This is a genomic window from Micromonospora sp. DT63, from assembly GCF_049841615.1.
Classification (GTDB): domain Bacteria; phylum Actinomycetota; class Actinomycetes; order Mycobacteriales; family Micromonosporaceae; genus Micromonospora.
Genome location: NZ_JBNCKQ010000005.1, coordinates 58533 through 73570 on the forward strand (window position 1 = coordinate 58533; position 15038 = coordinate 73570).

The 15038-nt window shown below is 72.1% G+C and carries 16 protein-coding genes; 8 read left to right on the forward strand and 8 right to left on the reverse strand.

All coding sequences use genetic code 11. The features are described 5' to 3' along the window. Nucleotides 1-2: 2 nt before the first annotated feature. From ACLQ27_RS19295 to ACLQ27_RS19315, 5 genes are all read right to left on the reverse strand, one after another. Nucleotides 3-320 (reverse strand): hypothetical protein, encoded by a 318-nt coding sequence (locus tag ACLQ27_RS19295; protein WP_357575064.1) that lies wholly within the window; start codon nt 318-320, stop codon nt 3-5. Between the two features lie 7 nt (nt 321-327). Continuing rightward, nucleotides 328-747, reverse strand: a complete 420-nt coding sequence (locus ACLQ27_RS19300) for a YbaB/EbfC family nucleoid-associated protein (RefSeq protein ID WP_357575065.1) — start codon at nt 745-747, stop codon at nt 328-330. Nucleotides 748-918: 171 nt separating this feature from the next. Continuing rightward, nucleotides 919-1791: a PhzF family phenazine biosynthesis protein gene (locus ACLQ27_RS19305; protein WP_425867946.1), complete on the reverse strand. Its 873-nt coding sequence runs from the start codon at nt 1789-1791 to the stop codon at nt 919-921. Beyond that, nucleotides 1791-2354, reverse strand: coding sequence for a carboxymuconolactone decarboxylase family protein (locus ACLQ27_RS19310; RefSeq protein ID WP_425867948.1), 564 nt, complete (start codon nt 2352-2354; stop codon nt 1791-1793). The genes ACLQ27_RS19305 and ACLQ27_RS19310 overlap by 1 nt, the downstream gene beginning before the upstream one ends. A 73-nt stretch (nt 2355-2427) precedes the next feature. After that, a complete protein-coding gene (locus tag ACLQ27_RS19315) occupies nt 2428-2772 on the reverse strand; it encodes a winged helix-turn-helix transcriptional regulator (RefSeq protein ID WP_425867950.1) in 345 nt (114 codons plus the stop codon). Between the two features lie 190 nt (nt 2773-2962). Here ACLQ27_RS19315 and ACLQ27_RS19320 point away from each other — a divergent pair, with 190 nt between their 5' ends. The 4 genes from ACLQ27_RS19320 to ACLQ27_RS19335 all read left to right on the forward strand — a co-directional run bounded on the left by ACLQ27_RS19320 (nt 2963) and on the right by ACLQ27_RS19335 (nt 7984). Further along, on the forward strand, nt 2963-3337 hold the full coding sequence (locus ACLQ27_RS19320; protein WP_357496378.1) for a YciI family protein: 375 nt from the start codon (nt 2963-2965) through the stop codon (nt 3335-3337). 155 nt (nt 3338-3492) lie between these two features. Next, nucleotides 3493-6273, forward strand: coding sequence for a BTAD domain-containing putative transcriptional regulator (locus ACLQ27_RS19325; protein WP_425868316.1), 2781 nt, complete (start codon nt 3493-3495; stop codon nt 6271-6273). Nucleotides 6274-6365: 92 nt separating this feature from the next. Next, the gene (locus ACLQ27_RS19330) at nt 6366-7088 is read left to right on the forward strand and encodes a hypothetical protein (protein ID WP_425867952.1); all 723 of its coding nucleotides are present in this window, start codon (nt 6366-6368) and stop codon (nt 7086-7088) included. Beyond that, nucleotides 7076-7984 (forward strand): hypothetical protein, encoded by a 909-nt coding sequence (locus ACLQ27_RS19335; protein ID WP_425867954.1) that lies wholly within the window; start codon nt 7076-7078, stop codon nt 7982-7984. Before ACLQ27_RS19330 ends, ACLQ27_RS19335 begins: the two co-directional genes overlap by 13 nt. An 82-nt stretch (nt 7985-8066) precedes the next feature. Here the strand turns inward: ACLQ27_RS19335 and ACLQ27_RS19340 are convergent, their stop codons facing one another. Then, nucleotides 8067-8888: an NAD(P)H-binding protein gene (locus tag ACLQ27_RS19340; RefSeq protein ID WP_425867956.1), complete on the reverse strand. Its 822-nt coding sequence runs from the start codon at nt 8886-8888 to the stop codon at nt 8067-8069. Nucleotides 8889-8970: 82 nt separating this feature from the next. Further along, nucleotides 8971-9852 carry an AraC family transcriptional regulator gene (locus ACLQ27_RS19345; RefSeq protein WP_425867958.1) on the reverse strand — a complete coding sequence of 294 codons (882 nt, stop codon included), beginning with the start codon at nt 9850-9852 and terminating at the stop codon, nt 8971-8973. Nucleotides 9853-9942: 90 nt separating this feature from the next. On the opposite strand from ACLQ27_RS19345, the gene ACLQ27_RS19350 reads away from it, so the two are divergent. The 4 genes from ACLQ27_RS19350 to ACLQ27_RS19365 all read left to right on the forward strand — a co-directional run bounded on the left by ACLQ27_RS19350 (nt 9943) and on the right by ACLQ27_RS19365 (nt 13702). Continuing rightward, nucleotides 9943-11019 (forward strand): aldo/keto reductase, encoded by a 1077-nt coding sequence (locus ACLQ27_RS19350; protein ID WP_425867960.1) that lies wholly within the window; start codon nt 9943-9945, stop codon nt 11017-11019. 60 nt (nt 11020-11079) lie between these two features. Beyond that, a complete protein-coding gene (locus ACLQ27_RS19355; protein ID WP_425867962.1) occupies nt 11080-11808 on the forward strand; it encodes a PH domain-containing protein in 729 nt (242 codons plus the stop codon). 51 nt (nt 11809-11859) lie between these two features. Then, the gene (gene pyrE, locus ACLQ27_RS19360) at nt 11860-12384 is read left to right on the forward strand and encodes an orotate phosphoribosyltransferase (protein ID WP_425867963.1); all 525 of its coding nucleotides are present in this window, start codon (nt 11860-11862) and stop codon (nt 12382-12384) included. A 127-nt stretch (nt 12385-12511) separates the two neighbouring features. After that, the gene (locus tag ACLQ27_RS19365) at nt 12512-13702 is read left to right on the forward strand and encodes a serine hydrolase domain-containing protein (RefSeq protein WP_425867965.1); all 1191 of its coding nucleotides are present in this window, start codon (nt 12512-12514) and stop codon (nt 13700-13702) included. Between the two features lie 113 nt (nt 13703-13815). Here ACLQ27_RS19365 and ACLQ27_RS19370 read toward each other — a convergent pair whose 3' ends face one another. After that, the gene (locus tag ACLQ27_RS19370) at nt 13816-15003 is read right to left on the reverse strand and encodes an NAD(P)/FAD-dependent oxidoreductase (RefSeq protein ID WP_357496398.1); all 1188 of its coding nucleotides are present in this window, start codon (nt 15001-15003) and stop codon (nt 13816-13818) included. Nucleotides 15004-15038 lie beyond the last annotated feature (35 nt).

Below are 15038 nucleotides of genomic sequence, written 5' to 3' on the forward strand. Positions count from 1 at the left end.
CGTCAGCCATCCATCCGTCTGAGGAGTACGCGAAAGAGGTCGCCGTTGTCGGCCTCGTTCGCTTCGTGGGAGCGAGCCATCGCCGTGAGGTCGTCGCCAGCGAAACCGAGCTCGTCGAGCGCCTCGACCAGTGACTCGAAGACGAAGGACGCTGCCTCGCCGTACGCCACACCGAGCAGTGACCCGGTCTCGTCGTCGCCGAACGCGGGACCTATCGACGCCAGTCGGGCCTGGAAGGCGGTCAGCCTGTCGGCGAAGCCGTCCGCCAGCGACCGCATGGTGGTGCCGGCGGCCGCGAGGCTCTCCGGGTCGATCTGCACGGCGTCGTCACCCGCCTCGACGGCCCAGCCGGTCCTGCGCGTCGGCGAGCCCGTCGAGGAACGTGGTGAACTGCCTGGCGGCATCCTGCTGGATCTCGGTCAGCTGCCGCCCGAGGTCGCTCAGATCGACCGGCCCGGCGGTGGCCGTCGTCGCCTGCTGCAGATCTGCCAGGGCGTCGTTGACGGCGGTCATGATGTGCTCGGTCAGGGTCGTGAGGTCGAGTCGCCGCAGGCGTGGGTCAACCTCCAACGTGGTCAGCCGGCCCGGCGGCGCGGCGGAGACCCGGACCATCCCGTCCGCCGCCTCACCGCGCCCCTCAGGCTGGGGCACGTCGGCCTCCTGCGCCCCGCCCGACTGCTGCGCGGACAGCGCACGCATCGTGTCGGCGAGCACCTTGTCGATCCCGTACGGGTCCGTCGACGCCATCTCAACCCCCGGATCCGCGCTCAGCCATGCCTCACCGCGATTTTAGGAGACGGAATCACTTCCTGTCGTCCGCCCACGGGTGCGGTGATGGCGTCACCGGCGGCCGTCCAGGGCGGACACCGTCCGCTCGTCATGCGTCTTTTTGCCGTGTCGACAGGGGACGGTGGCGACTCAGGTGGTCCGCGAGGCGGTCGGCTGTGCCCTCGGGTGGTGAACCAGGCCGCCGATTCTGGCGACGATGCCGTCCGGGGTCCGTGTCGCCGTGGCGAGGACGGCTGACGGACGACCGAGCGTGTCACCCTGGTGAACGGCGATGCCGCTGTCGCGGGACGTGTCGAGCAGGTGGGCGGCGAGGCAGCCGACGCTGTTGGCGTTGACGATGTCCTCGTCCACACCGATCGCGGGGGCGAACATGCGGGCGGTGGCTGGTCCCGCGGTCGGCGCGAGCACGTAGGCGAAGCAGCCGAGATAGCCGAGCCGGCGACACTCGGCTGCCAGCCGGGCGACGTCGGGCCGCAGCGCTGACAGCGTCCGGCGTTCCCGGACCCGGACGAGGAGCCGGGGCGTGCCCGGCGAGGCGACCCGCAGGTCGTCGGCGACGATGTCGCCAGGCGTCAGACCGAGGGCCGCGATGACGGCGCTGTCGGCCGGTTCGGCGCGGCCCGACAGCGCGATGACGCCCTGCTCGAACCAGACTTCGATGCCGTCACGGCGGCGGGTGGCGGTCACGGCGACGGTGCGGCCGCCGGTGTTCTGGTGGCCGCGGTGCTCGGTGGCGCCGGCGCGGTGCAGCAGGACGGCCTGCGCGGCGATGGTGCCGTGGCCGCAGTTGCGGACTTCTCCCTCGCCCGTGAAGAACCGTACGCGGGGCGGGCCCACGCCGCTGCTGTCGACGAACGCGGTGTGGGACGCGCCGACCGTCGATGCGACAGCGCGCCGTTCCTCGTCGGTGCGGCTGGCAACGTCGAGCACGACCGCGGTGGGGCTGCCGCCGCGCCCGTCGCGGGTGCAGGCGTCCACCATGATCACCGGAGGGCCGGGCATCAGGCCCTGACGTCGGTGAAGCGAGGGGCACCCGGCTCGAGGTCGACCCGGGCGGCGCGGGCGGCGAAGCAGATCGCGTGGTACCAGCCGCAGAGCAGCAGCAGGTCGAGCACCTGCGGCTCGTCCAGCACCTCGCGGGCGGACTGCCACAGGCTGTCGTCGATGTCCGACGAGTCGTGCAGGGCGTCCACCACCTGGATGAGCGCCCGTTCGCGACCGGTGGTCCAGCACGCGTCGTCCGGCACACCGTCGGTGAGCGAGGCGATCTCGGGGCGGGTGAGCCCGGCGCGGTGGGCGAAGACCATCAGGTGGACGCCCCACTCGTACTCGCAGCGGCAGCGCGCGCAGGTGCGAAGGATGACGATCTCCCGTTCGCGAAGCGTCAGGGACAGGTGCCGACCGAGTTCGTATCGGCCCCACTGACTCATCGCAACGGTCATCGGCAGGTTCTTGGCGTACGTGCGGAACAGAGCGATCGGTGGCACGCCGGTCGGCATCATGGTGGCGAGCTGTGCTGCCACGTCGGCCGTGAACGGCGCGTCGAGCGGAGCTATGCGAGCCATGGTCACCTCCCGCGACTACGGGTGCCACCGCACCATAGCGATTCGATTTTAGAAGCGCCAGGGTTGCGCTGTGCTAGAGCGCGCCGTCCTCGGTCATGGCGGAGGCCCACTGGTCGGACCAGCGGACGAGTGGGCGCAGGGCCTGACAGGCGTCGTGGCCGAGCTCGGTGAGGGCGTAGGTCGTGTCCGGTTGCTGCGCGACGAGACGGGCGTCGAGCAGTTCGGTGAGCCGTTGCCGCAGAACGCTGGAGGACATGTCGTCGCAGCGCTCCCGCAGCGCACGGAACCCGACCGGCCCATGGCGCAACTCCCAGACGATCCGCAGGTTCCAGCGCCGCCCGAACAGGTCGAGGGCGGCCATCAGTGGGCGACCGGTGCTCGATCCTCGTACCCGTCGTCCCGGCCTGGGCGTCGTCATCGCCTGTGCCGCCCCTCTCGATGCTTCGATCTCCGACACAGTAACCACGCGTCGTGACAGTGCCGGCCGCGAGCATCCCGGTGGGGCCGTTCGATCCGGCGGCCCGGCGTAGCGTCGAATCCGTGCCGAGCCGTTCGTAGTACAGACAGGAGGCGGTCGGAGGAGACCGCCGGGACGAGGGAGTCGTGTCATGCCGCGGTACCTGATTTCGTTCAACGAGGGCGCGATGGACCACATCCCCGCCGAGGACTGGCCCGACGTCGGCAAGGCCTCGCACGCGGTGGTCGAGGAGGCAGTGAACGCGGGCGTGTGGGTGTTCGGCGGCGGACTGGAGAGGCAGCAGGCCAGCATCGTGGCCACGGACGGAACGGTCACCGACGGTCCGTACCCGGAGACCAGGGAGGTCGTCGGCGGGTTCTCGGTCGTCGACGTGCCCACCCGCGAGGACGCGCTGGCGTGGGCTGCCAGGATCGCCGCCTCGTGCCGGTGTGCGCAGGACGTCCGGGAGCTCATGCCCGATCCCGAGACGGACGCGATGATCCGCGAGGCCGCCCGTCGCGGCTGACGTCCCGACGAGGCTGATCGAGGACCCGCGCGACCAGCTAGGACGGCACGCCGGGCGACACCCGCGTCGGCCCGTACACCGGGCGGTCAGGCGTCGTGTCCATTGCGCGACGAACGGATCGAGCCTGCGGCCTGCGGATTTAGCCTGATTCGGTGATGTCGATGGCTGGCGCGGGCGTACGCGTCCGGCTGCTCGGCCCGGTGGAGGTGGTTGCCGCCGACGGCCCGCAGGCGGTGAACGGGTTGCGCCGCAAGGCGGTACTGGCGACGTTGGCGCTGCACGCGGGCCGGGTCGTGAGCGTCGACCGGCTCATCGACGTGGTCTGGGGCGAGCGGATGCCGGCCACCGCGGAGAACACGCTCCAGCGCCACGTCTCCTACCTGCGTGGGGTGCTCGGCGAGCCCGGATCGATAGTGGCACGTCGGCCCGGTTACGTGCTCAACACCGGGCCGGAGTCCACGGACGTCCAGGTCGCCGAGCACCTCCTGGAACTGGCCCGCCGCGCGACGGACCGGGCCGAGCAGGTGACCCACCTGACGGAGGCGGTGGCGCTGTGGCGCGGCCCGCCGCTGGCCGACGTGGCCGGGTCCGCCTGGCTCGAGGAGCAGGCCGAGCACCTGGCACGCCTGCGGTTGGAGGCCGAACGCGCGCTCGCCGAGGCCCGGCTGTCGGTCGGCGAACACGCCCGGCTCGTCCCCGGGTTGGAACGCCTCGTCCGGCAGCATCCCTTCGACGAGCACCTGCACGCACAGCTGATGCTCGCCCTGTACCGGGACGGCCGGCAGGGCGAGGCGGTCACCACGTACCGGCGGTTGCGCGCCGCCCTGCGGGACAACCTCGGCATCGACCCCAGTCCGCGGCTACGGGATCTGGAACGCGCCATCCTGCGCCAGGACACCGCGATCGCCGCGCCCGCCCCGACGGCGACGGCTCGGCCGGTGGCGGTGGCGGCGCAGTTGCCTCCCGCCGTACCGACGTTCACCGGGCGCGACGCGGAACTCGCCGCCCTGGACACGCTCGTCGACTCCGGCGGCGCCGTGGTGGTGTCCGGCACCGCGGGCGTCGGCAAGACCGCGCTCGCCGTGCACTGGGCACACCGCGCCGCCGGGCGCTTCCCCGACGGCCAGCTCTACGTCAACCTGCGCGGCTTCGACCCGGCGGCCACCCCTACCGAACCGGCGCGAGCGCTGCACGGATTCCTGGAGGCGCTCGGCGTTCCGGCGGCGCGGATGCCCAGCGACGAGGACCTGATGGTGAGCGCGTACCGCACGGCGGTGGCCGGCAAGCGCCTGCTGGTGGTGTTGGACAACGCGCGCGACGCGGAACAGGTCCGACCGCTGCTGCCCGGCTCACCCGACTGCCTGGCGGTCATCACCAGCCGCGACCAGCTCACCCCGCTGGTCGTCACCGAGAGCGCCCAGCCGGTGATCCTGGACCTGCTGAGCCCCGACGAAGCCCGCCACCTGCTGGTCCGCCGGCTCGGAGCGCACCAGGTCGCCGCCGAACCCGCCGCTGCCGACGACATCGCCCACCGTTGCGCGGGGCTGCCCCTCGCGCTGGCCATCGTCGCGGCCCGAGCCGCCACCAACAGGCGTCTCTCCCTGGCCGCCGTGGCCGGTGAGCTGGGCGACCTGAACGCTTTTCACGGCGGCGACGAGGCCACCGACGTCCGGGCGGTGTTCTCCTGGTCGTGCCGAACGCTCAGCCCGCAAGCGGTCCGGCTGTTCCGGCTGCTGAGCCTGCATCCCGGCCCGGACATCTGCGCCCCGGCCGTGGCCAGCCTCGCCGGCGTCGCCCCGGCGGCGACAGGTCCGCTGCTCACCGAACTGACCAGGGCGAACCTCCTCACCGAGCACACCTACGGGCGGTACGCGTTCCACGACCTGCTGCGCGCGTACGCGGCCAGCCTCGCCGACGACGCGGAGTCACCAGCCCACCGGCGCGACGCCGTGCACCGGTTGCTGGACCACTGCCTGCGCGCGGCACACGCCGCGGACCTCGCACTGCACCCGCACTTCAGCGAGATCAGTCTCCCGCCGCCCCGGCCCGACGTGACGCCGGAGAACCCCAGGAGCAGGTCGGCGGCCACGGCGTGGTTCACCGCCGAGGTCCCCGTCCTGCTCGCCGCCGTCCCGCTCGCGGCGCGGTCCGGCTTCGAGGGGCACGCGTGGCGGCTCGCCTGGGCCATGGCCGGCTTCCTGCACCGGCAGGGGCACTGGCAGGACTGGCTCGGTACGCAGCGGATCGCGCTCGCCGCCGCGTCCCGCATCGGCGACCGGGCCGGGCAGGGCCACGCCCACCGCAGCCTCGGCCTCGCCTGCTCCCGGCTCCGGCGGTACGACGAGGCCGACGACCACCTGCGGCGCGCGCTCGACCTGTTCACCGCTGTCGGTGACGACGCCGGGCGGGCACACACCTGCCTCAACCTCGGTCAGCTGGCCGAGCGGCAGGGGCGGCACCAGCAGGCGCTCAGCCACTCCCGGCGGGCGCTGACGCTGTTCCGGCGGGCCGGGAACCGGGCCGGGCAGGGGTACACCCTCAACGCGGTGGGTTGGCAGGAAGGGCTGCTCGGCAACCACCACCGGGCCCTCACGTCGTGCGGCGAGGCGCTGCGGGTGTTGCAGGAGGTGGACGACGTGCAGGGACAGGCCGACACGTGGGACAGCCTCGGCCACGCCCATCACCAGCTCGGCGACGACCGGCGGGCGGTCGCCTGCTACGAGCACGCACTCGAACTCTTCGCGCAGGTCCACGACCGGTACGCGGTAGCGAGCACGTACGTCAATCTGGGCGGCAGCCACCGGGCGCTCGCCGACCTGGGCGCCGCCCGTGCCGCGTGGCGCCGCGCCCTGAGCATCCTCGACGACCTCGGCGACGCCGACGCCGAGTCGCTGCGTGCCGACCTCGAACAGCTCGACGGCACCCGGCTGTCCTGACGCCCCGCGCTTTCAGCGCCGTTTCCGGGCCGTTTCAGCCCGGCCCGGCACTCTTCGGGCACCAGTTTCCCTCGCCAGGAATGGAGCATCCGATGAGTCGCTCGGCACGTAACCTCGCGGTGGTGGGGGTGGTCGGCGCGATGGCGCTGGCCACGGCCTCCCCAGCCGTGGCCCGGACCGACAAGCCGCCGACCAGAGGCACCGACTGTCTGGTCCAGTACCTCGACGACCGCGGCGGGATCGTCCGCACCGAGACCGAACCCGAGGGCCGGGAGCACGGTCAGTTCCGCTGCGTCGCCGGGCAGTGGACGTTCGCCTGGGCCCCGTACGAGGCGGACGACATGATCGTGGCCGACGAGCTCTGGATCGACCCGTCCGGCACCGTCTCGGTCCGACGGTTCACCGGTCCCGCGCTCGGCAACGACCTCACACTGCGCGAGATCACCGCCATCGCCCAGGCCGTCACCGGCAGCGGCGAGGTGCTGATCGACCGCGCGATCGTGGCGGTCGACGACGGCAAGGAACGCACCCCGGAGCAGGTCGAGGCGCTGCTGGCCGGCAAGGACACCACAGGCGTACGCGTGCTGAAGACCATCGACAAGCCGGATCCCGCCGCGTCGACGAAGGACATCATCGACGAGGCCGGCGGCACCCCCGAGTCCACAGTCGTCTACTTCAGCATCCTGGGCGCGATCAGGTCGGCGCTCGCGTGGGTCGCGGACACGATCAGCGACATCGGTGAGTGGATCGGCGAGCACTGTGACTGGGGGCCCTCTCCCAGCGGCCTGGGCGTGGTGGTCACATGTCGCTGGTAGCCCGTACGACCCCGACAGCTCTGCGGGACGTCATCAGGCGCGTCACCATCGTCACCGCGGCACTGGTCGTCGCGCTGGTGGCCTCGTACGCTCCCTCGCACGCCGCCGACGACGCGGCCCGGCAGACGGTCACCGACCAGCCCGGCGCTCCGGGAATCATGTTTCAACGGTTCGAGGAGATGACCGGCCAACCCGTCGGCGACCTGGACACGGTGCTGGCCGTCGACACCGGAGGCCGGACCCTCACCGCCGACCAACTCGAAGCGCTCGTCGCCGGCAGAGAGGTCGACGGCGTCACGGTCCTGGGGGTGATGTCCGGCGGCCGGGACGTCCTTGACACGACCATGGCCGACCTCGCGGACGGCGTGTACGACGGCAGGGGTGACAGTGGGACCGCGACGTCCTCCCTGCTCTTCGCCTCGTCCACGCCGGAGGGCCGGGAGTGGTGCCTGACCATGTGCATGGCCTCGGGCAAGTCCTTCTGGGAGTGCGTCCTGTCGCGTCGCGGCGACCAGACGCTCACCCTCGACCTCGGCGGCGACACCACTGTGGGCGGGATGAAGGCTGCCTTCGAGAAGGCCAACGGCGTCGCCGCCGAGGGCCCGTACACCGTCGACACGTTGACCGGCGACGGCGAACCGTCGACGCAGGAGGTCGAGACGCTGCTCGCCGGGAGGGACGTCGACTCGCTGCGCCGGGTGGCGAGCGTGTCGGGGCCGGACACCGGGTGGGCGCTCGGCGACGTCGCCGAGAAGTCGGGCGTCCCCTATGTGAAGACGAGGATCCACATCTTCACTGTCGGGCTGCCACTCGTCGGGAAGGTCCTCGTGGTCTGCGTCTCGCACAACGACGGGAAGACCTGGAAGTGTTCGGCCCGCCCGTGGGGTGGGTTCTAGCTGTCGATGAGTCCGCTCCGCGTCGACCGGTCGGTGGAGGCGGAGCGGGATCGGCGCGTCACGGCGCGGTAGGGTTTGCGGCTCAGGTCTCGCTCAACGCGCCGGCCACGGCCTGCCGGAGGGTCGCCGGTGGGCGGCCGAGCAGCCGGGTCAGGTCCTCGGTCTGCCGTTCCAGCGCCCCGGACCGGGCCAGGCCCATCAGGAAGCCCATCGGCCCCGGCGTCTCGTCGGTGGCCTCGTGATAGTCGACGGTCTTCCCGGTGGCGTCGCTCAGGACCTCGGCGAGCTGTGGGTACGTCCACAAGGGGCCGGTCAGGTCGTAGCCACGACCCAGGTATGCGTCGTCGGTCAGCACGCGCACCGCCGCCGCGGCGAGGTCCGTGCGGAGTGCGGTGTTGAGCCCACGCCCGCCGGTGCCACTGGTGAGCGTCCCGGACGCGGCGGCGGCACGCAGGCCGGCGTTGAGGAACGCCTCGCTGTAGAACGGGTTCCGCAGCATCGCGTACGCGATCCCGCTCTCGATGATCGCCCGTTCGGTGGCGTGGTGGGCGGCGTTCATTCCCGAGCCGTCGCGGTCGGCGCCCAGGAAACTGGTGTAGGCGATCGCGCGTACGCCGTTGGCGGTGGCTGCCTCCAGCGCGGCCAGATGGTGCCCGACCCGGCGGTCCGGAGCCAGCTCGGGCGAGGAGATCAGCAGCAGCCGCTCCGCGTCGCGAAACGCCGAGCGGAGGCTCGCGGGATCGTCGTAGTCGCCGTGCCGCACGGCAACGCCGAGCGCGGCCAGTTCGGCGGCGCGCGCGGGTTGGCGTACCACCGCGACGACCCGATCGGCGGGGACCCGCGTCAGGAGTTGCCGGACGACGAGCCGGCCGAGTGCTCCGGAGGCAGCGGAGACGACGATCACGTGGTTCCTTCCCACCCTGGTGTTGATCAGGCCGGTGTCAGGAAACACCCCGCTGCCGGATCGTGCCACCGATTTCGGGGCCTCACACAGTTGCCAGCCGCGCCGGGTCGAGCCGGGCGAGGCGGGCCGCGTCCCGGCCCGGCGGCAGCCCGAACAGTCGTCGGTACTCGCGGCTGAACTGCGACGCGCTCTCGTAGCCGACCGCGAACCCGACGGCCGCCACGTCACCTGGATCGGCCAGCAGCCGGGCCCGCGCCTCCTGCAGGCGCACCAACTTCTGGAACTGGATCGGCGTCATCGTCGTGATCGCCCGGAAGTGGCGGTGCAGCGACGTCACGCTCATCCCGGCCACGCGCGCCACGTCCTCGACGCGGAACAGGTCGGCGTGGTGCTCGCGGATCCACCGGATCGCCCGCTCGATCTGGACGACGTTGCCGTCGCCCACCCCGATCTGGCGGACCGTCCCGCCCTGTTCGCTGGTCAGCAACCGCCAGACGAGTTCGCGCTCCACACCCGCCCAGAGCACGCGCTGGTCGTCGGGGCGGTCGAGCAGCCGCAGCAGCCGCACCACCGCGTCGAGCAGGTCGTCGTCGGCGGTGCTGACCGCGATGCCCGCCGCCGGCTCGCCGGTGGCCGGGGGCGCGTCCAACAGCAGGTCCGCGATCAGCGACGGCCGCAGCGCGAGGCCCAGCACCAGGTACGGCTCGGCGCGGCTGGCCTGGCTGACGTGGCTGATCACCGGCAGCTCCATGGAGGCGACGATGAACTGCCCGACGCCGTACGAGAAGACACCGTCGCCCAGCACCGCGTACTTCGCGCCCTGCGCGACAAGCGCGAAGAGTGGCGCGGTCTGGGCCGGCATCGGCTCGGTGGGCGTGTCGGTGCGGTGCAGGACGAGACCGCCGGGCGTGGGCCGGCCGGCGTGGCGCAGCACCAGGTCGCGGATCTCCGGCAGAGCGGTCATGGGCCCATCCTGCCGAGAATGGCAGGATCAGGCAATGCGCTGGCAGTATCGACCTACGGGGTCGGCGGTTTCCGGGTGTGTACTGGGCGCATGCCACTCGATCACTTTGTCACGCTGGGCCGCTCCGGCCTGCGCATCAGCCCGTACACGCTGGGTGCCATGACCTTCGGCGAGGACCACGGCTGGGGCGCCCCGGTCGACGAGTCCGAGGCGATGATCAACGAGTACCTGGAACGTGGCGGCAACTCCATCGACACCGCAAACATCTACACCAACGGTCACTCCGAGAAGATCATCGGTGACTACCTGGCCGCCCGGCCCGGCCTGCGTGACCGGATCATTCTCGGCTCGAAGTTCTTCGGCAACCTCTTCCCGGGCGACCCCAACGGGGGTGGCGCCGGGCGCAAGGCGGTGGTCGCCCAGGCCGAGGAGTCGCTGCGCCGGCTGCGCACCGACCACCTGGACATCTACTGGCTGCACAACTGGGACCGTGGCGTACCGGTCGAGGAGACGCTGCGCGCCCTCGACGACCTCGTCACGGCCGGCAAGATCCGCTACGTGGGCCTGTCCGACCTGCCCGCGTGGAAGGCCGCCGAGGCGCAGGTCGTCGCGCACTTCCGGGGCTGGACGCCGGCGATCGGGATGCAGTTGGAGTACTCGTTGCTCGAACGGACTGTCGAGGGGGAGCTCATCCCGATGGCGGGCGAGCACGGTCTCGGCGTCCTGCCGTGGAGTCCGCTCAAGAGCGGTTGGCTCTCCGGCAAGTACGTGCGCGGCGCCAGCGACATCGACACGACCCGCGCCGCACTGGTGGGCGGCCCGAGCGAGCGCGACTGGCAGGTGATCGACGTGTTGCACGAGGTCGCGGCCGACGCCGGCGTGACACCGGCGGCGGTGGCGCTGGCCTGGGTCGGCGCCCGACCGGGTGTGTCGTCGGTCCTGATCGGGGCGCGGCGTCTCGACCAACTGAAGGCGAACCTGGCCGCCGTGGACGTGCGGTTGTCGCCGGAGCAGACGGCACGGCTCGACGAGGTGTCGGCACCGGCACTCAACTTCCCGGCCGACAACAACCGGTACCTCGCGCCGCGGCTCGCCTTCGCCGGCGCGACTGTCGACGGCCAGCCCAGCCCGCCGTCGCCCTTCCTCGGCAACGGCGTCCGGTACTGAGCACCCGCACGCGCGGTCCAGGACATCCGGCGGGTGGACGCCACCGGTCACCATGACGGCATGGGTAAGTGGCAACGCCCGTACTCTCTCGACGCCACGACCGGCTTCGCGATGCTGGGGCTGGTGGGGGTGGCCGGTGCCGTCTCGTTACTCGTGATCGCGTACGTGCGCGGGTGGCCGATGCCGGTGCCGACCCCGGTAGCGATCCTTTTCGGGGCGTGGATGGCCATCTGTCTCGCCGTCGCCGTACGGCAGGCGATGCTCGGGGTCTACGTCAGCGCGGCCGGCGTCCGGTCCCGGACGCTACTGCGCACGACAACGGTTCCGTGGGCATCGGTGGCGTCCATCCACAGCGGCATCGCCACCATCGCGGGACTGGACATGGGTCGCTCCGCGATCATCATCGAGCGAACCGACGGGGTCGCGGTCCAGACCGCGCTCCAGCGCGGTGACCTGCTGCGGCCGTTCACGTTCCGGCCCGAACTGGGACGGCTGGCCACCTGGCCGGAGCACTACGACGAGATCCTGACGACACTGCGGGCACACCAGCGCGACGCGCAGCCCCGAGATGCCGTGCAGGCCGATGGGCCGGCGCGGCAGTCCACCGCCGGTGCCGCCACGGGACGCCGGTCCGCGGGGGTTGGCCGGTCCGTGACCAACCATGGCGGCCCGACGGCTGAGCAGCGACGGGACGTCCACGCGCTGACCCGGCAGCACCAGCGGGGCGCGCTCACCGACGCCGAGTTCGCCGCCGCGCTGGCCAGGATTCAGGGCCCCGACGCCGGCTAGCGGGTGAGCCTGGCCAATGACCGCGCCAGCCGGGATGCGAGGCTGACGGGTGTGCCGTCCCTACTCGCGCGTCGCGTGTACGAAGCCTGTCACCTGACCGGATCGTTCCGGCTGCGATCCGGTCAGGTGAGCCCCGAGTACTTCGACAAGTATCTGTTCGAGGGGCAGCCCGCTCTGTTGCGCGACGTGGCCGAGGCGATGGTCGCCCTGCTGCCCGGGTGCGACGTACTGGCCGGGATGGAGATGGGTGGCATACCGATCGCCACGGTCATGTCACAGATGACCGGGCTGCCGACGGTCTTCGTTCGCAAGCAGGCCAAGGAGTACGGCACCCGCAAGGCGGCCGAGGGTGGCCCCGTGGACGGCAGGCGCGTCGTGGTGATCGAGGACGTCGTCACGACGGGCGGGGCGCTACTGGCGTCGTGCCGGCAACTGCGCGCCAGCGGCGCGGTGATCGACACCGTGGTGTGCGCGATCGACCGTGAGCAGGGCGGACGGCAGAACCTCGCCGCCGAGGGGCTGGGGTTGCGCGCCGCCCTCAGTCGACACGATCTGGAACGTTCCGCGTCGGCCTGACCGCCTCCCGCTCCGCTACGGGGTAGCGCAGGCTGTACCGCAGGAGGGCAGCAGGAGGGATCGTCCCGGAATCGGAATCCTTGAACCATTGATGGGGTCAAGCGAGTCCGATACCGAGGAGCCCGTCATGCCCCTGCAAGAGCGCACGTCCGCCCGCCGCCGCCGGACCCTGCGGGCGGCCGCCGGGACGCTGGCCGCCGTCGCCGTCCTGACCGGCCCTCCGGCGTTCGCCGCGGCCGAATCCGGTCGGCCCGCCGGCCCACGCGACGCCGTGCAGCGGCACCTGGACCAGCTGGTCAGCGAGGACGGCTTTCCCGGCGTGCTCGCCTCGGTGCGGGGAGCCGACGGACGCGTCCACGACTACACCGCCGGCGTGCGCGACCTCCGCTCGCACGCTCCGGTTCCCCGCGACGGCCAGGTCCGCATCGGCAGCAACACCAAGACCTTCACCGCCGTGGTCGTCCTGCAACTGGTGGGGGAGGGCCGCATCGACCTCGACGCCACTGTCGAGCACTACCTGCCCGGCGTCGTACGGGGCAACGGCAACGACGGCGGAGCGATCACCGTACGCCAGCTGCTGCAGCAGACGAGCGGCCTGCCCGACTACGACGACGTGCTGTTCACGCAGCCGCAGGACCTGATCGACAAGAGTCACTCGTACTACCAGCCGCGCCGGCTGGTGGACGCCGCGCTCACGAACGCCCCGCACTTCGCGCCCGGGGTGAAGTGGGAGTACAGCAACACCAACTACGTCCTCGCGGGGCTCATCGTCGAGCAGGTCACCGAACGTCCCATCGGCGAGGAGATCACCGACCGTGTCATCAGGCCGCTCGGTCTGCGCGACACGTACTGGCCGGGCGTGGGGGAGCAGCGCCTTCGGGGCACGCACCCCCACGGCTACGTCGCGGTGGCCCCGGGCGCTGCGTGGGTGGACGTCACCGACATGGACCCGTCCCTGGGCTGGGCCGCCGGCCAACTGGTCTCGACCCCGGACGAGCTGCGGACCTTCTTCGAGGCGCTCGTCGGTGGCCGGCTGCTCAAGCCCGCGCAGCAGGCGGCCATGATGACGACAGTGCCCGCGCCCGGCTTCGAGCCGTCCGGCGAGTACGAGTACGGGTTGGGCATCGCCCGGCACGAGCTGCCCTGCGGCGGCGACGCCTGGGGCCACGGCGGTGACATCCAGGGCTTCGAGACCCGCAACCTCGTCACCGAGGACGGCCGCGGCGCCGTCGTCGCCGTGACCGGTCTGCCGACCGGTGAGCAGATGCTCGCCGACGTGAACGGCAGCGTCGACGCGGCGCTGTGCACCGTCCACTGAGGCGGCGGCACCTGTTGCTCCAACCGCGCCCCGCGGACCGGATCACCGGTCTGCGGGGCGCTGCCCGTGTGACGCGTGGGTTCGGGGACCGACCCGTTCTCCTGACAGCGAGGTCACGACAGGGTCGCGGCGGTCTCCGTCCGGCTGGCGGTGACGCGGCGGCGGCGCACCGGGTACGGGATGGGGTGGGTGATGCTCCACGCGGCGCCCCGGCACACGACCTCCTTGTAGCGGGCCGCCAGCCGTCCGGTGAGCAGGGACGGCTTGGCCCGGTCGTCGGCGGTCACGTACTGGATGATGCCGTCGCGGCGGCCGAGGCTGATGCACTGGTTGAAGTAGCCCAGCGGGGCCTTCGGGATCTTCACCTGACCGGTCAGGCGCGCGGCGATGGCGTCGGCGGCCTGCCAGGCCATCGGGCCTCCCGAGGCGCAGGACATCCGCAGGGGCTTGCCGCCCGGCCCGGCGGCGAGTGCGGCGTCGCCGACGGCGTACACGTCGGGGTGCGAGACGGAGCGCATGGTGTCGTCGACGACGATCTGCCCGCTGGCCGCGACCGTCAGGGTCGTGGCGGCGGCGAGGGGGTGGACGGCGAAGCCGGCCGTCCACACGGTCACCTGGGCTGGGATCGTCCGACCGTCGACGGTGACGACGCCGGTCGCCTCCACCCGGGCGATGTCGGTGTGCTCGTGGACGGTGATGCCGAGCCGGGCCGTGACGCCCCGCAGGTGCTGTCGTGCCTTTCCGGTGAGCCAGTCACCGAGGCTGCCGCGGGTGGCGAGCGCGACGTCGAGGTCGGGCCGGGCCTCGGCGATCTCGGTGGCCGCTTCGAGGCCGGTGAGGCCCCCGCCGACGACGAGCACCGTCGCGCCGGCCGCGAGCTGGCCGAGGCGGTCACGCAACCGCAGCGCCGACGGCCGGCCGGCGACGTCGTACGCGTGCTCGGCGACACCGGGCACGCCGTGGTCGGCGGCGGCGCTGCCGAGGGCGTACACGAGGGTGTCGTAGGCGATCTCGTCGGCGCCGCTCTCGTCGGTCAGCGCGACAGTCCTGCGGTCGACGTCGACGGCGGTGACCCGGGCCCGTCGCACCCGCACGCCGGTGCCCGCGTACACCTGGCTCAGCTCGCGGCGCTTGAGGTCCTGGCCGGTGGCGAGCTGGTGCATGCGGACCCGCTCGACGAAGTCGGCCTCGGCGTTGACGACGGTGATCTCGATGTCGTCGGGGTGCAGTCGCCGGGCGAGACGCCCGGCGGCGATCGCTCCGGCGTATCCGGCTCCGAGGACGACGATGCGGTGCTTCATGGCGGCACTCCTGTCTCGGTGATGGTCGCTTCCTG